Here is a 20060-nt window from a genome sequence, read left to right as displayed (position 1 = left end):
GTCGCCCCCTACTTCTTCGGGCCGGGATCGGCGGTCAGCATCGGTTTGGGCGAGGTGGGCCCGTCGGGCGGCAGATCGACCAGGGAGACGAGGAGGACGAAGAGGAGGACTGGGGCGAGTCCGATGGCGACGGCGACAAGGGCGCGCATGGTCGGCCTCCCGCTGCTCGATCTGATAGGGCGTCAGGGCTGGGGCACCGTAGCAACGCGGCCGTGAGATGAGAACACGTTGCACCCGGGTAACGCGGAGCGCCGCCCCTCGCGTCCGGTGCGGACGGAGGGGCGGCGCTGGAGGACGCGACGCGGGGAGCGGTCCTTCGGTCAGGCCGGGGTCGACGGGGAGGAAGTGGCCTCGGGCGAGTCGGTCGGAGATTCTGGCGTGGAGGGCGTGGGATCCGGGGTCGACGGCTCGGGGGTGGGCTCGGGCGCCGTGACCGTGAGCTCGACGAAGACGCTGCCGCCGCCGGGCGCCGTCAGCTTGAGGAAGTACGTGCCGGCCTTGTCGCCCGCGAGCAGGTCGCCGGGGGCGAGGGTGATCAGACCGTTCGCGTCGGTCGTGAAGGCCTTGGTCCTGGCCGTCGTGCCCGCCTCGCCCTTGAAGTACGGGCCCTCGGCGGCCGCGTCGGTCGCGGTCTTCGAGGTGACGACGAGTCCGGTGACGAGGACGCCAGGGGCGAGCGCACCCTTGTCGGTGGCCTTCACCCGCAGCTGCTGGGTGAACCCGGTGCCGGTGGTGGCGGGCAGGGCGGCCTCGCCGTCGAGCCGCGTGAGGGTGTCCGCCTGACGGGCGGTGACCGTCGCGGTGAACTCGACGGCGGCCAGGGTGCGGCTCACGACGGTGGCGCGGACCGTGAAGGAGCCGAGCTTCTCGCCCGCCCGCAGCGCGGGAGAGGAGGCGAGGCCGCTGGAGCCGGTGGTGACGGTGGCCGTGGTCGTACCGCCGGCGAAGCGGGCGTCGGTGGTTCCGACGATCTCGAAGCGGATGCCCGCTCCGGTGACCGGCGCGCCCGAGGCGTCCAGCGCCGCGACCCTGGGAGCCTTGGCGAAGACGTTTCCGGTCGTGGCCGTCAGCGCACCGGTCGCCACGGGAGCGATCCGCGCGACCTTGACCGCCGGCGGGACGGTGGGGTTCGTCGTCGGCGGGTCGGTCGGCTTCGTGGGCGGGACCGTGGGCGGAGTGGTCGGCGTCGGGGTCTCGCCCGGATCCGTCGTCGTCGGCGGGGTCTTCGGGGGCGCGCCCGTCTCGGACGGCTTCGGGTCCGGCGTCACCGACTCCGGCGCGGACGTCGTCGGCGCGGGCGTCGTCGGGAGGGGCGAGTACGGCGGGTTGGTCGCGGGGCGGTTGCCCCGGCCGCGGTTGTCGCTGCGGTCGACCGGCAGCACTCCCGTGCCGTCCGGGACCTGGTGGGTGCCCCGCTTGTAGTACTCGAACCAGGACAGGACCGTGTTCAGGTACTCCCGCGAGCGGTTGTAGCTGAGGACGGCGCGGTCGAGGTCGGCCTTGAGCGCGAGGTTCCGGTCGTTGGCGCAGAGGTAGAGACCGGCGGCCTGCGCGGCGTCGTAGATGTTGTTGGGGTCCTTCTTGCCGTCGTTGTTGGCGTCCTGACCCCAGGTCGCCCAGGTCGACGGGATGAACTGCATCGGGCCGACGGCACGGTCGTGGATCTTGTCGCCGTCGTAGGCGCCGTCGTCGGTGTCCGAAATGTTGGCGAAGCCGACACCGTTGAGGGCGGGGCCGAGGATCGGCGACAGGGTCGTGCCGTTGGCGTCGACCCGGCCGCCGCGCGCCTGCCCGGACTCGACCTTGCCGATGCCGGCGAGCAGCTGCCACGGCAGGTTGCAGGCGGGGTCGGTCGAGCGGATCGACGCCTCGGCGCGCTTGTAGGCGGCGAGGACGGACGCGGGTATGCCGGCCTCCGCGGGCCCGGTGATCACCGGCAGGTTGGTGGGCAACCCCGGCTTGTTCGGGGTGTTCAGGGGCGGCAGTTCGGTGAAGTACGGGGAATCACCCGTCGCGGAACCGTCGGACGGCGGCGTCGTGGTGTCCCCGGCGCCGATGGCCCGGTCGCCTCCGGCGTTGTCCGCGGGCGGCGGGATCATCTCCGGCGCCTGCGAGGCGGCGAGCGCCGCGACCGCCGCGGCCACCACCGCACCGCTCGTGGCCCCCTTGCGCAGCCGGCGGCCCAATTGCGCTGCCATACCTGTGGTCCCCTCCCCATCGACTGCGTCCCACGCTCCCCGCGTGTGACCTCCGGCGACCTTATGCCAACTCCGTACCGCCGGGTACTGACGCCTGACCGTGTTTCACGCTTTCGTCACCTCTCGGCCTCCTGTCCATCGGAGCCGGACCGGTGACCTCCGCACACATACGGGCCGAACGGCCGGAAACGGGAACCGACCTGCGGCTCCTGCACCTCTTGCACTGCGGCCGTCGCCCGCCCCGGCCGGCGCCACCGGAATCGAGTGGGAGTCCCGTTGCCGTTCACGCTGAGCCATGCCGCCGCCGTCCTGCCCGGGCTGCGACGCGACGGGACCGCGCGCGGACCGCTGGTCGCCTCCGCGCTCGTCGCGGGCTCCTTCGCGCCCGACATGACCTACTTCGCGGCCACGGCGGTGCCCGGGGCGATGGTCTTCGGCGACGTCACCCACTCCCCCGTCGGGATCGTCACGGCCGACGTGCTGATCACCGCGGCGCTCGTGGGCCTGTGGCTGATCGTGCGCGAGCCGCTCGTCGCGCTGCTGCCCGCCCGGTGGCGCGGGCGGTTGTACGAGCTCCTCCGGGGACGTCCCTGGCGGGACCGGCACACGGCGGTCCTCGCGGGCTGGTTCTTCCTCTCGGCGGTGCTCGGTTCGACGACCCACGTGGTCTGGGACTCCTTCACCCACCTCGACCGCTGGGGCACGCGGGCGATCCCCGTCCTCGGCGACGTCGTGGCCGGGTTCCCCGTCTATCTCTACGCGCAGTACGGGGGTTCCGCCCTGGCCCTCGGGCTCCTCTGCTGGTTCGTGCTCCGGGCGCTGCGCTCCACCGCGCCGGGCACGGAGCTGCCCGCCCGGGTGCCGGTCCCGGGCCCGCGGGGACGGCTCCTCGCGGTCGGCCTCATCGGCGGCTGCGTCCTCGCCGGTGTCGCGCACCGGGTGCTGCGGTGGGCGGCGTACTGGGGCTGGGGCCGGATCGAGACGCCCCTGGACGTCATTCCGACGGCCTGCTTCGGGGCCGGCGCGGGGCTCGCCGTCGGTCTCGTGCTGTACGGGACGGGGGCACGGCTCCTGGGGACGTCCCCCACTGCTGCGGAGGGTGCGCCGGGGCCGGAGGGTGAGGTCCCGGTGCACCGGACGGAACGCTCCCGTCCGAGGTCTCGCTGATCCGGTACCCGGGAGTGAAGCCACGGGCCGCCGTGCTGCCGGCGAGTCCGCGGTGCACGGCGAGGGCGACGCCCTCCAGGGTGCGCACCCCGTACCGCATGGTGGGGTTGTCGTGGCTGAGCAGGGCCAGCCGGTAGTCGAGTGTGGCGGTGGTGCCCGTGCCGTTGCTCAGGGCGATGCCGATGCTGTGGACGCGCCACCCGTGGGTGGCGCGGGGCAGCCATCCGTTCTTGAGGTGCACCTTGACCGAGCCGGGCGCTCCGGCGGTGACGCCCCAGGCCTGGCTGCTGACGACCTGGCCCATCAGGTCGAGTGCCTCGGTACGGCGGGAGACGGCGGCGAGCATGGCCAGCTGGTCACGGGCGGTGGTGCGGGTGAGGCCCCAGTAGCGGTCGTGGCCGAGGACGGTGTCCTGGGCGCCGGCCTCGCGCAGCACCCTGTTCAGGCGGGCGCGTGAGAGGCCTTGCCAGAGGTCGGTGGCGGCGGTGTTGTCGGAGCGGGTGATCATGGCCTTCATCCGCTGGGCCTCCAGCCGGGTGGGGGCGCGGCCCAGTTCCTCGGCCCGGCCGAGGACGGCCTGCATGATGAGGACCTTGGCGATGCTGGCGGAGTCGTAGAGCCGAGTGTCTCCGAGCCCGCAGCGCAGTGCGCGCCCGGGGGCGTGGACGGCGACCGAGACCGTGCCGTCGCGCCCCTTGAGCGCCGCGGCGATGTCCTGGGACATGCGGGCGGCGAGGGCGGGTTCGCGGGACGAGGTGCAGAGTGCGGGCGCCCGGTGTGCCTCGGCGGGCCAGGCGGTGCCCGTGGCTCCGAGGAGGGCGCCGAGGAGAGCCCAGGCGCGGAGGTGGGAGCGGCGGCGCGTGATCATGCTTCCCAGTCTTGGGAGCGGGGGTGCGTGGGCGCGCCCTGAGTGGTCCACCTGGCGCACGCCCTTCGGGGCCGGTCCCGCACGTGCACCGCGCACGGTGGTGCGGGCTCAGGCACCGGGAGCCTAGGCCCGGCAGGGGGCGCCGTCCCGTGTGCCCACCCTCCCCCAGAGGGGGACCCCCAGCCCAGCGGGACGATTGCCCACACGGGGGTGGGTACGGGGAGGGGTACGCATCGGCGCCGCGCGCACCGGGGTGTACGACAAGAGCGCCGCCCGTGGTGGGCGGCGCTCCTGGTGGTGCGTGTCAGTGGGCCGCCGAGTCCCAGTTCGGGCCTACGCCTACCGAGACGTCGAGCGGGGCTCGGAGGTCGGCTGCGGCGGACATCTGGGCGCGGACGAGGGTCTCGACCTGGTCCCGCTCGCCGGGGGCCAGTTCGAGGACGATTTCGTCGTGGACCTGGAGGAGCATCCGGGAGGCGAGGCCGGCCTCGGTGAGCGCGCGGTCGACGTTCAGCATGGCGACCTTGACGATGTCGGCGGCCGTGCCCTGGATCGGTGCGTTGAGCGCCATCCGCTCGGCGGACTCGCGGCGCTGCCGGTTGTCGCTGTTGAGGTCGGGCAGGTAGCGGCGGCGGCCGAGCATCGTCTCCGTGTACCCGGTGGCGCGGGCCTCGTCGACGACCCGGCGCAGATAGTCCCGGACCCCGCCGAAGCGCTCGAAGTAGGTGTCCATCAGGCCGCGGGCCTCGCCCGGGTCGATGTTCAGCTGCTGCGCGAGGCCGAAGGCGGAGAGGCCGTAGGCCAGGCCGTACGACATGGCCTTGATCTTGCGGCGCATCTCGGCGTCGACGGCGGACCGCTCGACGCCGAAGACCTGGGAGGCGACCGTGGTGTGCAGGTCCTCGCCGGAGGCGAAGGCCTCGATGAGGCCCTCGTCCTCGGAGAGGTGGGCCATGACGCGCAGCTCGATCTGGCTGTAGTCCGCGGTCATGAGGGCTTCGAAGCCCTCGCCGACGACGAAGCCGTGCCGGATGGCCCGGCCCTCGTCCGTGCGCACCGGCACGTTCTGCAGGTTCGGGTCGGTGGAGGAGAGGCGTCCGGTGGCGGCGACGGTCTGGCTGAAGGTGGTGTGGATGCGGTCGTCCGCCGCGATCGTCTTGATCAGGCCCTCGACGGTGGAGCGCAGGCGGGCCTGCTCGCGGTGGCGGAGCATGATCACGGGCAGGTCGTGCTCGGTCTGGGCGGCCAGCCAGGCGAGCGCGTCGGCGTCCGTCGTGTACCCGGTCTTGGTCTTCTTGGTCTTCGGCAGGTTCAGCTCGCCGAAGAAGACCTCCTGGAGCTGCTTGGGCGAGCCGAGGTTGAACTCGTGGCCGACGGAGGCGTGCGCCTCCTTCACGGCCTGCTGCACGGCCCCGGCGAACTGCTGCTCCATCGCCTCCAGGTGGTCGCGGTCGGCGGCGATGCCGTGCCGCTCCAGGCGGGCGAGGAGGGCGGAGGTGGGCAGCTCGACGTCGTGGAGGAGCTCGCGCGCCCCGACCTCGCCGAGCCGCTCGTCGAAGGCCTCGGCGAGGTCGAGGACGGCCCGCGCCTGGGTCATGAGGGCCTCGGCCTCGGCGGTGTCGTCGGCGCCGAAGGCGAGCTGGCCGTCGGCGGCGGCGGCCGGGGCGAGCTCGCGGTGGAGGTACTCGACGGAGAGCGCGTCGAGCGCGAAGGAGCGCCGGCCGGGCTTGACGAGGTAGGCGGCGAGGGCGGTGTCCATGGTGACGCCCGCGATGCTCCAGCCGTGCTCGGGGAAGACCCGCATGGCGCCCTTGGCGTTGTGCATGACCTTGGGGCGGTCCGGGTCGGCGATCCACGCGGCCCAGGCCCGCTCGTCCGTCTCGTCGAGCGCGCTGGGCTCGAACCAGGCGGCAGCCCCGCCGGCGGCGGCGAGGGCGATCTCGCTCACGTTCCCCGTGCCGAGGGCCCAGCTGTCGACGGTGGCGATGCCGAGGGGCTCGGTGCCGTGCTCGGCGAGCCAGGGGGCGAGCTCGCCGGCGCCGAGGACGGTGCCGTCGATCTCGACGCCCGCCTCCGGGGCCGGGGCGGTGGCCTCGGCGGCACCCGGGTCGACGGCGAGGAGCCGCTCGCGCAGCGAGGGGTTGCGGATCTCCAGGGTGTCGAGGACGAGCGCGACCGCCCCGCGGTCGTACGGCTCGCGGGCGAGGTCCGTGACGCCCTTCGGCAGCTCGACGTCCGTGACCATCGCGGTCAGGCGGCGGTTGAGCTTGACCGACTCCAGGTGGTCGCGGAAGTTCTGCCCGGCCTTGCCCTTGACCTCCTCGGCGCGCTCGACCAGCTCGGCGAAGGAGCCGAACTGGTTGATCCACTTCGCGGCGGTCTTCTCGCCGACGCCGGGGATGCCCGGGAGGTTGTCGGACGGGTCGCCGCGCAGGGCGGCGAAGTCGGGGTACTGCGAGGGGGTCAGGCCGTACTTCTCCTGGACCTTCTCCGGGGTGAAGCGGGTCAGCTCGGAGACGCCCTTGGTGGGGTAGAGCACGGTGGTGTGCTCGCTGACCAGCTGGAACGAGTCGCGGTCACCGGTGACGATCAGGACTTCAAAGCCCTCGGCCTCGGCCTGGGTGGCGAGGGTCGCGATGACGTCGTCGGCCTCGAAGCCGTCGACCGCGAAGCGCGGCGCGTGCATCGCGTCGAGGAGCTCGCCGATCAGCTCGACCTGCCCCTTGAACTCGTCGGGGGTCTTCGAGCGGTTCGCCTTGTACTCGGGGAACTCGTCGGACCGCCACGTCTTGCGGGACACGTCGAACGCGACGGCGAAGTGCGTGGGCGCCTCGTCGCGCAGGGTGTTCGCCAGCATCGAGGCGAAACCGTAGATCGCGTTCGTCGGCTGGCCCGTCGCGGTGGTGAAGTTCTCCGCGGGCAGCGCGAAGAACGCGCGGTACGCCAGGGAGTGCCCGTCCATGAGGAGGAGTCGCGGGCGGTCCGCTTCGGTCTTCTCGGTCTTCTTCGATGCTGTCTCGGCCACGGAACGATCCTCCCACGCCCCACTGACATTCCCGGTCGCACGTGCCCCGCCGCCCCGCCCGGCCCCCCGCGCCGTCGGTGGCGCGTGACAGGATCGGAGGCGTACGCCGCAGGATTACCGCTCAAGGGAGAGCGCGATGGTCAGCAAGCCGCCGGCCGGTGACCCGGTACAGGACGCACCGCAGGTCACACCGCCGCAGCACGCCGCAGCAGGCCTGCCCGCCATCGGGCACACCCTGCGGATCGCGCGGGAGCAGATGGGGCTCGGCCGCACCGCCCGGACCCTCCTCAAGGTCAACCAGAAGGACGGCTTCGACTGTCCCGGCTGCGCCTGGCCCGAGGAGGACAAGCGGCACGTCGCGGAGTTCTGCGAGAACGGCGCGAAGGCGGTCGCCGAGGAGGCGACGCTGCGCCGGGTGACCCCGGAGTTCTTCGCCGCGCACCCGGTGGCGGACCTGGCGACCCGCAGCGGGTACTGGCTGGGCCAGCAGGGCCGGATCACCCAGCCCATGCTCCTGCCGGAGGGCGGCGAGCGCTACGAGCCGGTGACCTGGGAGCGGGCCTTCGCGATCATCGCCGAGGAGCTCCGGGCCCTGGGCTCCCCCGACGAGGCGCTGTTCTACACCTCGGGCCGGACCAGCAACGAGGCCGCGTTCCTGCTCCAGCTCTTCGCCCGTGAGTTCGGCACGAACAACCTCCCGGACTGCTCCAACATGTGCCACGAGTCCTCGGGTTCGGCGCTGACGGAGACCATCGGGATCGGGAAGGGCAGCGTCTCCCTGGAGGACCTGCACCGGGCGGACCTGATCGTCGTGGCGGGGCAGAACCCCGGCACGAACCACCCCCGGATGCTCTCGGCCCTGGAGAAGGCGAAGGCTGCGGGCGCGAAGATCATCTCGGTCAATCCGCTGCCCGAGGCCGGTCTGGAGAAGTTCAAGAACCCGCAGACCCCGCAGGGCATGCTCAAGGGCGCCGCGCTCACCGACCTCTTCCTCCAGATCCGGATCGGCGGCGACCAGGCCCTCTTCCGGCTCCTCAACAAGCTGGTCCTGGAAACTCCCGGGGCGGTCGACGAGGAGTTCGTACGGGAACACACCCACGGGTACGAGGAGTTCACGGCGGCGGCGCGGGAGGCCGACTGGGACGAGACGCTCGCCGCGACCGGGCTGACGCGCGCCGAGATCGGGCGGGCCCTGGAGATGGTGCTCGCCTCGGAGCGGACGATCGTCTGCTGGGCCATGGGGCTCACGCAGCACAAGCACTCCGTGCCGACCATCCGCGAGGTGGTCAACTTCCTTCTGCTGCGCGGGAACATCGGGCGGCCGGGCGCGGGCGTGTGCCCGGTGCGCGGCCATTCGAACGTGCAGGGCGACCGCACGATGGGCATCTTCGAGCGCCCGGCGCCGGCCTTCCTGGACGCCCTGGACAAGGAGTTCGGGATCGTCTCGCCGCGTCATCACGGCTTCGACGTGGTCCGCTCGATCCAGGCGCTGCGCGACGGCGAGGCGAAGGTGTTCTTCGCTATGGGCGGCAACTTCGTGGGGGCGACGCCCGACACGGAGGTGACGGAGGCGGCGATGCGCAACGCCCGTCTGACCGTCCACGTGTCGACGAAGCTGAACCGCTCGCACGCGGTCACGGGCACGCGCGCGCTGATCCTGCCCACGCTCGGGCGCACCGACAAGGACGTGCAGAAGAGCGGCCGCCAGATCGTGACGGTCGAGGACTCGATGAGTCTGGTGCACGCCTCGCGCGGCAACCTGCCGCCGGCGAGCCCGCACCTGCTGTCCGAGCCGGCGATCGTGGCGCGCATGGCCCGGGCCGCCCTCGGGGCCGGATCGGCCACGCCCTGGGAGGAGTTCGAGGCGGACTACGCCACGATCCGGGACCGCATCGCGCGCGTGGTGCCCGGCTTCGAGGACTTCAACGCCCGCCTCGCGGCGAACGCGGGCGGTTTCGCGCTGCCGCACGGCCCGCGCGACGAGCGCCGCTTCCCCACGAAGACCGGCAAGGCCAACTTCACGGCCGCGCCCGTCGAGCACCCGAAGGTGCCGGAGGGCCGGCTGCTGCTCCAGACGCTCCGCTCGCACGACCAGTACAACACCACGATCTACGGCCTCGACGACCGCTACCGGGGCATCAAGGGCGGCCGCCGGGTCGTCCTCGTCCACCCCGAGGACGCGGCGGCCTTCGGGCTCGCCGACGGGGCGTACACGGACCTGGTGAGCGAGTGGACGGACGGGACCCAGCGGCGGGCGCCCGGGTTCCGGGTGGTGCACTACCCGACGTCCCGGGGCTGCGCGGCCGCCTACTACCCGGAGACGAACGTCCTCGTGCCGCTGGAGTCCACGGCGGACGTCAGCAACACACCCGCCAGCAAGTCCGTGATCGTCCGTCTGGAACAATCACAGTCAGCCTAAGCGTTTGCTCAGGCGCTCAAGCGATTGCCGTACGAAGACGAACGGAGCCGGGCCATGGGTGAACAGCAGCACGTGAAGTTCCCGCAGGAGGTCATCGACGAGTACGCGGTACTCGGCGTCGACCTGCCGGCGCTCTTCTCCGCCGGGCACCTCGGCAACCGGATGGGCGTGCAGATCGTGGAGGCCTCGGCCGAGCGGGTCGTCGGCACGATGCCGGTGGAGGGCAACACGCAGCCGTACGGGCTCCTCCACGGCGGCGCCTCTGCGGTGCTCGCCGAGACGCTGGGATCCATCGGTTCGATGCTGCACGGCGGGGTGTCGAAGATCGCGGTCGGCGTCGACCTGAACTGCACCCATCACCGCGGGGTGCGCAGCGGCGTCGTGACCGGAGTGGCGACCCCGGTGCACCGCGGGCGGTCCACCGCCACGTACGAGATCGTCATCACCGACGAGCAGGACAAGCGGGTCTGCTCGGCGCGGCTGACCTGCCTGCTGCGCGAGGTCACCGCGAAGGACGCGGGGATCGTCGCGGGCGGCTGACGGGCAGGACGGACGATCAAGGGGCGGCACCCACGGGTGCCGCCCCTTCGCCGTCCCACCCTTCACCGCCCCCTCTTCGATTCCACCCATTGTTACTCTCCGTGATCTTCATTCGGGAGGTGAACGGGGGAAATTCGGGCGGAACGGAAGGGCCGATTCGTCCGCTGAGCTTTCTGCCACTGTCCGATATCCGGAGAGTCCGCTGAGCGGACCGTCAGTACCAAGAATCGCTCAAGCCCCTTAGCGGAACTGCGCGTTCTCACTATGTGAACACTGCATTACCGGCTGCTATGCCCCGATATTCCCCCCCGCCGCGCACACTCTTTCCCCGTCGGCATAACAAGACAGTCACATCCTGTCCTCGGTCCTCCCCGACCCTCCCCACCTGCGCTTAGAGTCACCGCCAGTCACCGCGCCGCCGGGCGCGTCCTACGGCACGGCCCTAGTACCACCCCAGTACGGCCCGGCGTTCGACAACGGCACCCCTCGCTCCGCAGCTTCACGGCACCGCCTCATCCGAGGGGGCCGCGCCAGGGAAAGGACCCTTCGTGCGAAACCGTTCGATGCTCATACTCACCACCGCGGTCACCGCGGGAGCCCTCACTCTCACCGCCTGTGGTTCGCGCGACGACAAGGGCGGCGAGAAGGGCGGCAGCGACGGCGGCAACGTCACCGTGACCATCGGTCTCGACGCGCCCCTCACGGGTGAGCTGTCCGCCCTGGGCCTCGGCATCAAGAACTCGGCCGACCTCGCGGTCAAGACGGCCAACGAGAAGTCCTACGTCAAGGGCGTGACCTTCAAGCTGGAGTCCCTGGACGACCAGGCCCAGCCCTCCGCCGGCCAGCAGAACGCGACCAAGTTCGTCGCCGACAAGTCCGTCCTCGGCGTCGTCGGCCCGCTGAACTCCTCCGTCGCCGAGTCGATGCAGAAGGTCTTCGACGACGCCAAGCTGGTGCAGGTCTCCCCGGCCAACACCAACCCGGCGCTGAGCCAGGGCATCAACTGGAGCAGCGGCGACAAGAAGCGCACCTACAAGTCGTACTTCCGCACCGCCACCACGGACGCCATCCAGGGCCCGTTCGCCGCGCAGTACGTCTTCACCGAGGCCAAGAAGACCAAGGCCTTCATCATCGACGACAAGAAGACCTACGGCGCCGGCCTCGCGGGCACCTTCAAGGGCGAGTTCGAGAAGCTCGGCGGCAAGGTCCTCGGCACCGAGCACATCAACCCGGACACCAAGGACTTCTCCGCGGTCGCCACCAAGGTCAAGAGCTCCGGCGCCGACGTCGTCTACTACGGTGGCGAGTACCCGGCCGCCGGCCCGCTGGCCAAGCAGATCAAGGAAGCCGGCGCGAAGGTCGTCGTCGTCGGCGGCGACGCGATCTACAGCCCCGAGTACGTGAAGCTCGGCGGCGCGGCCGCGACCAACGGCGACATCGCCACCTCCGTCGGCGCGCCGATCGAGTCCCTCGACTCCGCCAAGGAGTTCCTGGCCAACTACAAGGCCAAGGGCTACAAGGAGGCCTACGAGGCCTACGGCGGTTACGCCTACGACTCCACCTGGGCGATCATCGAGGCCGTCAAGAAGGCCACCGAGGGCAACGGCGGCAAGGCCCCCGAGCGCGCCGCGGTCGTCGAGGCCATGCAGGGTGTCTCCTTCGAGGGCGTGACCGGCAAGGTCTCCTTCGACGAGTTCGGTGACACCACCAACAAGCAGCTGACGGTCTACAAGGTCGAGGGCGGCGCGTTCAAGCCGGTCAAGTCCGACACCTTCGGCGGCTGATCCGCCACCCCACTCCGCACCACCACCAGCACCACTCAGCACCACTTTCACCGCGCGGGGGGCCGCACCAGGCTCCCCGCGCGGTGTCACATCCGTCGAAAGTCTCGGAGGACAATGCGGTGAACGAACTGCCGCAGCAGCTGGTCAACGGCCTGCTACTGGGATCCATGTACGGGCTCGTCGCCGTCGGCTACACGATGGTCTACGGCATCGTCCAGCTCATCAACTTCGCCCATGGCGAGATCTTCATGACCGGCGGCTTCGGGGCGCTCACGGTCTGGCTCATCCTGCCCGGCGGCACCAGCATGTGGGTCGCGCTGCCCGTCATGATCATCGGTGCCGTGATAGTCGCGACCACCATAGCCGTCGGAGCGGAACGGTTCGCCTACCGTCCGCTACGGGGCGGCCCCCGCCTCGCCCCGCTCATCACGGCCATCGGCCTCTCGCTCGCCCTGCAGTACGCGGTGTGGGTGTGGTACCCGGAGGCGAAGTCCGCCCGGACCTTCCCGCAGATCCCCGGCGGTCCGATCGAGCTCGGCCCCGTCACCATCCAGACCGGTGACGTCTTCCTGCTCATCGCCGCCCCGATCTGCATGGCCGTCCTCGCCTTCTTCGTCATGCGGACCCGTGTCGGCCGCGGCATGCAGGCCACGGCGCAGGACCCGGACACCGCGAAGCTCATGGGCGTCAACACGGACCGGATCATCGTGATCGCGTTCGCCCTCGGTGCCGCGATGGCCGCCGTCGGCGCGGTCGCCTACGGCCTCAAGTACGGCGTCGTCGACTACAAGATGGGCTTCCTCCTCGGACTCAAGGCCTTCACGGCCGCCGTCCTCGGCGGTATCGGCAACATCTACGGAGCCATGATCGGCGGAGTCGTCCTCGGTGTCGCCGAGACCATGGCGACGGCGTACGTCAGCCACATCCCCGGTATGGAGCAGCTCGGCGGCCAGTCCTGGGCCGACGTCTGGGCCTTCGTACTCCTCATCGTCGTACTCCTCGCCCGGCCACAAGGCCTCCTGGGCGAGCGCGTCGCGGACAGGGCGTGAGCACCATGACCACCATCTCCGAGAACACCCAGGCGGCATCCGTCGCCAAGCAGGACGAGGCGACCGGCCTGATCGGCTTCCTGCCGGCCAAAGCCGCCCGCGCCCTCGTCCTGGGCGGCTCCGTCCTCACCGTCGCCAGCTGCTTCCTCGCCTGGACCTGGACGGACACGTTCCCCGGCGACCTCACGTACTACGGCTCCCCGGCCGGCCTCCAGCTCCAGGTCCTCGTCCTGGGTCTGCTCACCGCCCTCTTCGCCCTCTCCTCCTACGGCGTCAAGGGCACCCGCTGGCTGACCCCGGCCGGCGCCGACGCGGCCGTCAAGGTCGCCGCGCTCGCCACCTTCGGCACCACCTGGTACACCGTCGCCGCGATCAGCATCTCGCTGGGCGGTCCGGTCAACCTGGAGCCGGGCGGCGCGATCGTCGCGCTCACCTCCCTGCTCACCCTGCTCGGCGCCCTCGCCCTTCCCTTCGTGCGGCCCTCGGTGCACCCCGTGGACCCCGAGGACACCGGCTGGGACCAGTTCAAGCACCGCGCCGGCAACGGCTGGACGGCCTTCAAGGGCGCCTTCGCCTCCACCGGCACCGCCCGCAAGCTGCCCCCGATGCACTCCTCGGTCGAGATCCTGATCATCACGGGCATCCTCGCCGTGGCGCTCGGCGTCTTCACCTACGGCGTCGGCACCGAGTACGACGAGCTGTTCGTCGGCTTCCTGATCACGGCCGGCCTCGGCTTCGCCGCGGTCAACAAGTCGGGCCTCATGCAGCAGGCCACGCAGCTCACCAAGAAGCACCAGAACCTCACCATCGCGGGTGCGTTCATCGCGGCGGCGCTCTTCCCCTTCACCCAGACCGACGACCAGTACGCGACGCTCGGCGTCTACATCCTGATCTTCGCCACGGTCGCCCTGGGCCTGAACATCGTCGTCGGCCTCGCCGGTCTCCTCGACCTCGGTTACGTCGCCTTCCTCGGCGTCGGCGCCTACGCGGCCGCCCTCGTCTCGGGCGCCCCGACCTCCCCGTTCGGCGTCCACCTCCCCTTCTGGGCCGCCGTCCTGGTCGGCGCCGGAGCCTCCCTGGTGTTCGGTGTCCTCATCGGCGCCCCGACCCTGCGGCTGCGCGGCGACTACCTCGCCATCGTGACGCTCGGTTTCGGTGAGATCTTCCGCATCGCGGTGATGAACACCGACGGCACCTCCGGTCCGGACATCACCAACGGCTCCAACGGCATCGCGTCCATCCCGAACCTGAACATCTTCGGGTTCGACTTCGGCGCGGAGCACGCGATCGCCGGCTTCACCATCGGCCGCTTCGCGAACTACTTCTTCCTGATGCTGCTGATCATGGCGGTCGTCGTGCTGGTCTTCCGGCGCAGCGGCGACTCCCGTATCGGCCGCGCCTGGGTCGCCATCCGCGAGGACGAGACCGCCGCGCTCGCCATGGGCATCAACGGCTTCCGGGTCAAGCTCATCGCCTTCGCGCTCGGCGCCTCGCTCGCCGGTCTCGCCGGCACCGTGCAGGCCCACGTCACCTACACGGTGACCCCGGAGCAGTACCTCTTCGCCGGTCCCATCCCGCCCAACTCCGCCTTCCTGCTCGCGGCCGTCGTCCTCGGCGGCATGGGCACGATGAGCGGTCCGCTGGTCGGTGCCTCGCTGCTCTTCCTGATCCCCAACAAGCTGCAGTTCATGGGCGAGTACCAGCTCTTCGCCTTCGGCGTCGCGCTGATCCTGCTCATGCGCTTCCGCCCGGAGGGCATGATCGCCAACCGGCGCAACCAGCTGGAGTTCCACGAGAACGACGAGACGCCCGCCACGCCCGCCAAGGCAGGTGCCTGAACCATGACGACCACCACGAAGACCGCCGACGCCACCACCGCGCCGACCGCAGGCGAGGCAGTTCTCGACGCGCGCGGGGTCACCATGCGCTTCGGCGGCCTCACCGCCGTACGCGATGTGAACCTGACCGTCAACAGCGGCGAGATCGTCGGCCTCATCGGCCCCAACGGCGCCGGCAAGACCACCTTCTTCAACTGCCTCACCGGCCTCTACGTCCCCACCGAGGGTGAGGTCCGGTACAAGGGCACGGTCCTGCCGCCCACGTCGTACAAGGTCACCGACGCCGGCATCGCCCGTACCTTCCAGAACATCCGTCTGTTCCACAACATGACGGTCCTGGAGAACGTCCTCGTCGGACGCCACACCCGGATGAAGCAGGGCCTCTGGTCGGCGCTTCTCCGTCTGCCCGGCTTCAAGAAGGCCGAGGCGGAGGCGACCGAGCGGGCCATGGAGCTCCTGGAGTTCATCGGCCTCCAGGACAAGGCGCAGCACCTCGCCAAGAACCTCCCGTACGGAGAGCAGCGCAAGCTGGAGATCGCCCGCGCCCTCGCGAGCGACCCCGGTCTGATCCTGCTCGACGAGCCCACCGCCGGCATGAACCCGCAGGAGACGCGGGCGGCGGAGGAACTCATCTTCGCCATCCGGGACATGGGCATCGCCGTGCTCGTCATCGAGCACGACATGCGGTTCATCTTCAACCTCTGCGACCGGGTCGCCGTGCTCGTCCAGGGCCAGAAGCTGATCGAGGGCGACAGCCAGACCGTCCAGAGCGACGAGCGGGTCATCGCCGCGTACCTGGGCGAGCCCGTCGCGGAGAGCACGCCGGAGGTGGAGGCCCCCGCCGAGGAGGCCCCCGCGAAGGACGCGCCCTCCAAGGACGCGCCCGCCGAGGAGGACGCGCCTTCGGACGAGGACGCTCCTTCCGAGGAGGACGCGCCTTCGGACGAGGACACGGCTTCCGAGGAGGACGCCGACGAGGCCCCCGCCGAGGACGCCCCCGAGGCCGCCGACGCCCCGGAGTCCTCGGAGGACACCCCGCACGACCCTGCTTCGGGCAAGGAGAACGACGCATGACCGCACTGCTCGAAGTCGAGGACCTGCGCGTCGCCTACGGGAAGATCGAGGCCGTCAAGGGCATCTCCTTCTCCGTCAACGCCGGTGAGGTCGTCACCCTCATCGGCACCAACGGCGCCGGGAAGACCACCACCCTGCGGACCCTCTCCGGGCTCCTCAAGCCGGTCGGCGGCCAGATCAAGTTCGAGGGCAAGTCCCTCCGCAAGATCCCCGCACACAAGATCGTCTCGCTGGGTCTGGCCCACTCCCCCGAGGGCCGGCACATCTTCCCCCGCATGACGATCGAGGAGAACCTCCTCCTCGGCGCCTTCCTCCGGAAGGACACCGCGGGCATCGCCAAGGACGTCCAGCGCGCCTACGACCTCTTCCCGATCCTGGGTGAGCGTCGCAAGCAGGCGGCCGGCACGCTCTCCGGCGGCGAGCAGCAGATGCTCGCCATGGGCCGGGCGCTGATGTCCCAGCCGAAGCTGCTCATGCTCGACGAGCCCTCCATGGGTCTCTCGCCGATCATGATGCAGAAGATCATGGCGACGATCGCGGAGCTGAAGGCCCAGGGCACCACGATCCTGCTCGTCGAGCAGAACGCCCAGGCCGCGCTCGCCCTGGCGGACCAGGGTCACGTCATGGAGATCGGCAAGGTCGTGCTCTCGGGCACGGGACAGAACCTGCTCCACGACGAGTCCGTCCGCAAGGCATACCTCGGCGAGGACTGACCGGACCGGTCCGCACCACAGACGGAAGGCCCGCCCCACAGTGACGTGGGGCGGGCCTTCCTTTCGTACGAGTACGAGTACGAGTACGAGTACGAGTACGAGTACGGGGCTACTGCCCCTTGGCCGCCTTCTTCTCCTCGGCGTCCTCGATGACCGCCTCGGCGACCTGCTGCATCGACATGCGCCGGTCCATGGAGGTCTTCTGGATCCAGCGGAACGCGGCCGGCTCCGTCAGCCCGTACTGGGTCTGCAGGATCGACTTGGCGCGGTCCACCAGCTTGCGGGTCTCCAGGCGGAGGGAGAGGTCGGCGACCTCCTTCTCCAGGGCGCGCAGCTCGGCGAAGCGGGAGACGGCCATCTCGATGGCGGGCACCACGTCGCTCTTGCTGAACGGCTTGACCAGGTACGCCATGGCGCCGGCGTCCCGGGCGCGCTCGACGAGGTCGCGCTGCGAGAAGGCGGTCAGCATGAGGACCGGGGCGATGGATTCGCCGGCGATCTTCTCGGCGGCGGAGATGCCGTCGAGGACGGGCATCTTGACGTCGAGGATGACGAGGTCGGGGCGGTGCTCGCGGGCGAGCTCGACGGCGGTGGCGCCGTCTCCGGCCTCACCGACGACCGTGTAGCCCTCCTCCTCCAGCATCTCTTTGAGGTCGAGGCGGATGAGCGCCTCGTCCTCGGCGATGACGACACGGGTCGTCAGCGGCGGGACGTGCGACGGCTCGGCGTCGTCGGCGGGCTGGGGCGACTCGGGGGCGGTCACGCGGGCTCCTCGTTCGATGGCCTCGTTCCGGAGGCGGATACAGCTCCCCATGAGCCTACCCACCTCCTGTAAGGTAGGGGCACGGCGGGTGATCACCGACCTTCGTTTCGAAGGATGCCCCGGTAGCCCAGCGGAAGAGGCAGTGGTCTCAAACACCATACAGCGTGGGTTCGAATCCCACCCGGGGCACTTTACCTTTGATTCCAAGGTTCGAGACGAAGAGGTCCGCGCTCCGCCGGACGGCCTATGTCAGGGGCTCGCCGATGTGGTGGACCCGCACCAGGTTCGTCGAACCGGCGACACCTGGCGGGGAACCGGCCGTGATGACCACGATGTCGCCCGGACGGCAACGCCCGATCCTCAGCAGCTCCTCCTCGACCTGGGCCACCATCGCGTCCGTGGAGTCGACGTGCGGGCCGAGGAAGGTCTCGACGCCCCACGTGAGGTTGAGCTGCGAGCGCGTGGCCGGGTCCGGGGTGAAGGCGAGCAGCGGGATCGGCGAGCGGTAGCGGGAGAGCCGCTTGACCGTGTCGCCGGACTGCGTGAAGGCCACCAGGAACTTGGCCCCGAGGAAGTCGCCCATCTCGGCTGCGGCCCGGGCGACGGCGCCGCCCTGGGTGCGGGGCTTGTTGCGCTCCGTCAGCGGCGGCAGCCCCTTGGCGAGGACGTCCTCCTCCGCGGCCTCGACGATCCGGCTCATGGTGCGGACCGTCTCGATCGGGTAGCGGCCGACGCTGGTCTCGCCGGAGAGCATGACGGCGTCGGTGCCGTCGATGACCGCGTTCGCCACGTCGCTCGCCTCGGCGCGCGTGGGGCGGGAGTTGTCGATCATCGAGTCGAGCATCTGGGTGGCGACGATGACCGGCTTCGCGTTGCGCTTGGCCAGCTTGACCGCCCGCTTCTGGACGATCGGCACCTGCTCCAGGGGCATTTCGACGCCCAGGTCGCCGCGGGCGACCATGATGCCGTCGAAGGCGGCGACGATCTCGTCGATGTTCTCGACGGCCTGCGGCTTCTCGATCTTGGCGATGACGGGCAGCCGGCGGCCCTCCTCGTCCATGATCCGGTGGACGTCCACGATGTCCCGGGCGCTGCGGACGAAGGAGAGGGCGATGACGTCGGCGCCGGTGCGCAGGGCCCAGCGGAGGTCCTCGATGTCCTTCTCGGACAGCGCGGGCACGGAGACGGCGACACCGGGGAGGTTGAGGCCCTTGTGGTCGGAGACCATGCCGCCCTCGATGACCAGGGTGTTCACCCGGGGGCCTTCGACGGAGGTGACCTCCAGGGTGACGCGGCCGTCGTCGACGAGGATGCGCTCGCCCGCGGTCACGTCCGCGGCGAGGCCGGGGTAGGTCGTCCCGCAGCAGTGGCGGTCGCCCTCCATCGGCTCGACGGTGATGGTGAACTCGTCGCCGCGTTCAAGGAGTACGGGACCTTCACGGAAGCGGCCGAGGCGGATCTTCGGGCCTTGAAGGTCGGCGAGGACACCGACGCTGCGGCCGGTCTCGTCGGAGGCTTTGCGTACGCGCTGGTAGCGCTCCTCGTGCTCGACGTACGTGCCGTGACTGAGGTTGAAGCGGGCCACGTCCATCCCGGCCTCGATCAACGCCTTGATCTGGTCGTATGTTTCGGTGGCGGGCCCAAGGGTACAAACGATTTTCGCTCGGCGCATGAGTCGAGCCTAGGCCTTACCCATCAGTAGGAAATTGGTGCGGCATGACTACTCAACAACCTTTCCATGAAAGGTTGTTGACAAGTCTTGAATCTGTGCACCGGGGTGCTCCGATGAGCGATTTTCGTGCCTCCGCGCCCCTTGTCTCAGAGTGCGGGCGGCACCATCGTGAAGCGCGCGACGACCTCCGCCGTGACCGTCTGGCGCTGCGGTTCGAGGTCCAGCGGAGGAGCCTCGCCGGCCCGCTCCGTCGCGAAGCCCGCCGGTGCCGCGGCGAAGACCGGGGACATCGGCGACAGGCCGGCGCCCGCGAGTCCGGCGTCCGAGAGTTCGAGGAGTGAGGCCAGCGAGGTGCCAAGGGCCGACGCGTAGGCCCGCGCCCGCTGCACGGCCTCCGTCACCGCGAGGCGCCGCGCCTCCGCGTAGGCCGGGGAGTCCGGCCGCAGCTCCCACCACGGGCCGTCGACCCCCGTCATCTCCACGTCGGCGAGCCGGGTCACCAACTCCCCGAGAGCCGTGAAGTCGGTCAGCTCGGCCGTCAGGCGCACCCGGCCCACGTAGGCGTGCACCCGCTCGCCGCGCCCGCGCCTGCCGAGCTCCGGCGAGAGGGAGAACCGGCCCGTCTCCAGCTTCTCGACCGCATCCCCCTGCGCCTTGACGAGGTCGAGTACCTGCCCGTTCCGCCGGGTCAGCTCGGCGAGCGTCGCCGAGCGGTCCGTACCGCGCGCGGAGACCGTCACCCAGATCCGGGCGAACTCGGGATCGACCTCCAGCCGCCCCTCGCCACGCACCGTCACCTGCGGGGCCTGCGAGGTCGCGTGTTCCTGCGTCACGTCCTGACTCCTCCATGTTCGGCAACGATCGTCCACCGAACACTTTCCCACTCCGTAACCCGAAAGGGCTGTTGCCGACGTGCCGCCTGAGCCAGAATCTACGCGCGTTGTGCGTGC

At 70.5% G+C, this 20060-nt stretch carries 14 protein-coding genes, 1 tRNA gene and 1 pseudogene; 9 read left to right on the top strand and 7 right to left on the bottom strand.

Annotated features, from left to right (window positions below):
- Positions 1 to 8 precede the first annotated feature (8 nt).
- Together DEJ46_RS29885 and DEJ46_RS29880 are read right to left on the bottom strand one after the other, a co-directional pair.
- Positions 9 to 149: an SPW_0924 family protein gene (locus DEJ46_RS29885; protein WP_150271325.1), complete on the bottom strand. Its 141-nt coding sequence runs from the start codon at positions 147 to 149 to the stop codon at positions 9 to 11.
- A gap of 171 nt (positions 150 to 320) precedes the next feature.
- Complete coding sequence (locus DEJ46_RS29880) at positions 321 to 2198, bottom strand: lytic transglycosylase domain-containing protein (protein ID WP_150271324.1); 1878 nt, start codon at positions 2196 to 2198, stop codon at positions 321 to 323.
- A 276-nt stretch (positions 2199 to 2474) separates the two neighbouring features.
- Between DEJ46_RS29880 and DEJ46_RS29875 the strand changes: the two genes are divergently transcribed.
- Positions 2475 to 3365 carry a DUF4184 family protein gene (locus tag DEJ46_RS29875; RefSeq protein WP_150271322.1) on the top strand — a complete coding sequence of 297 codons (891 nt, stop codon included), beginning with the start codon at positions 2475 to 2477 and terminating at the stop codon, positions 3363 to 3365.
- A gap of 214 nt (positions 3366 to 3579) precedes the next feature.
- Here the strand turns inward: DEJ46_RS29875 and DEJ46_RS40155 are convergent.
- Positions 3580 to 3873: pseudogene (locus DEJ46_RS40155) on the bottom strand (serine hydrolase); the annotation flags it as partial.
- Between the two features lie 664 nt (positions 3874 to 4537).
- Positions 4538 to 7258 carry a DNA polymerase I gene (gene polA / locus DEJ46_RS29865; RefSeq protein WP_150271318.1) on the bottom strand — a complete coding sequence of 907 codons (2721 nt, stop codon included), beginning with the start codon at positions 7256 to 7258 and terminating at the stop codon, positions 4538 to 4540.
- A gap of 136 nt (positions 7259 to 7394) precedes the next feature.
- Between polA and DEJ46_RS29860 the strand changes: the two genes are divergently transcribed.
- From DEJ46_RS29860 to DEJ46_RS29830, 7 genes are all read left to right on the top strand, one after another.
- Positions 7395 to 9677 carry an FdhF/YdeP family oxidoreductase gene (locus DEJ46_RS29860; protein ID WP_150271316.1) on the top strand — a complete coding sequence of 761 codons (2283 nt, stop codon included), beginning with the start codon at positions 7395 to 7397 and terminating at the stop codon, positions 9675 to 9677.
- Positions 9678 to 9731: 54 nt separating this feature from the next.
- Positions 9732 to 10217: a PaaI family thioesterase gene (locus DEJ46_RS29855; RefSeq protein WP_150271314.1), complete on the top strand. Its 486-nt coding sequence runs from the start codon at positions 9732 to 9734 to the stop codon at positions 10215 to 10217.
- Between the two features lie 563 nt (positions 10218 to 10780).
- The gene (locus DEJ46_RS29850; RefSeq protein WP_411757839.1) at positions 10781 to 12001 is read left to right on the top strand and encodes a branched-chain amino acid ABC transporter substrate-binding protein; all 1221 of its coding nucleotides are present in this window, start codon (positions 10781 to 10783) and stop codon (positions 11999 to 12001) included.
- Positions 12002 to 12120: 119 nt separating this feature from the next.
- The gene (locus DEJ46_RS29845; RefSeq protein ID WP_055603621.1) at positions 12121 to 13050 is read left to right on the top strand and encodes a branched-chain amino acid ABC transporter permease; all 930 of its coding nucleotides are present in this window, start codon (positions 12121 to 12123) and stop codon (positions 13048 to 13050) included.
- 5 nt (positions 13051 to 13055) lie between these two features.
- Entirely contained in the window at positions 13056 to 14888 is a 1833-nt protein-coding gene (locus DEJ46_RS29840) for a branched-chain amino acid ABC transporter permease (RefSeq protein ID WP_150271311.1), read from the top strand.
- A 3-nt stretch (positions 14889 to 14891) separates the two neighbouring features.
- Positions 14892 to 15962, top strand: a complete 1071-nt coding sequence (locus DEJ46_RS29835; RefSeq protein WP_150271310.1) for an ABC transporter ATP-binding protein — start codon at positions 14892 to 14894, stop codon at positions 15960 to 15962.
- Positions 15959 to 16675 (top strand): ABC transporter ATP-binding protein, encoded by a 717-nt coding sequence (locus DEJ46_RS29830; RefSeq protein ID WP_030325214.1) that lies wholly within the window; start codon positions 15959 to 15961, stop codon positions 16673 to 16675. The genes DEJ46_RS29835 and DEJ46_RS29830 overlap by 4 nt, the downstream gene beginning before the upstream one ends.
- Before the next feature lie 109 nt (positions 16676 to 16784).
- Here DEJ46_RS29830 and DEJ46_RS29825 read toward each other — a convergent pair whose 3' ends face one another.
- Entirely contained in the window at positions 16785 to 17438 is a 654-nt protein-coding gene (locus DEJ46_RS29825; RefSeq protein ID WP_055646376.1) for an ANTAR domain-containing response regulator, read from the bottom strand.
- Between the two features lie 116 nt (positions 17439 to 17554).
- Between DEJ46_RS29825 and DEJ46_RS29820 the strand changes: the two genes are divergently transcribed.
- Positions 17555 to 17627 (top strand) — tRNA-Leu (locus DEJ46_RS29820).
- A 55-nt stretch (positions 17628 to 17682) separates the two neighbouring features.
- Here the strand turns inward: DEJ46_RS29820 and pyk are convergent.
- Positions 17683 to 19110 (bottom strand): pyruvate kinase, encoded by a 1428-nt coding sequence (pyk, locus tag DEJ46_RS29815; RefSeq protein WP_150271308.1) that lies wholly within the window; start codon positions 19108 to 19110, stop codon positions 17683 to 17685.
- A 146-nt stretch (positions 19111 to 19256) separates the two neighbouring features.
- Entirely contained in the window at positions 19257 to 19943 is a 687-nt protein-coding gene (locus DEJ46_RS29810) for an SIMPL domain-containing protein (RefSeq protein ID WP_223835199.1), read from the bottom strand.
- Positions 19944 to 20060 lie beyond the last annotated feature (117 nt).

The organism is Streptomyces venezuelae (assembly GCF_008642375.1).
In the GTDB taxonomy this organism is placed as follows: domain Bacteria; phylum Actinomycetota; class Actinomycetes; order Streptomycetales; family Streptomycetaceae; genus Streptomyces; species Streptomyces venezuelae_G.
Note: the sequence above shows the minus strand (reverse complement) of the source record. Positions and strands in the feature narration are given on the sequence as shown.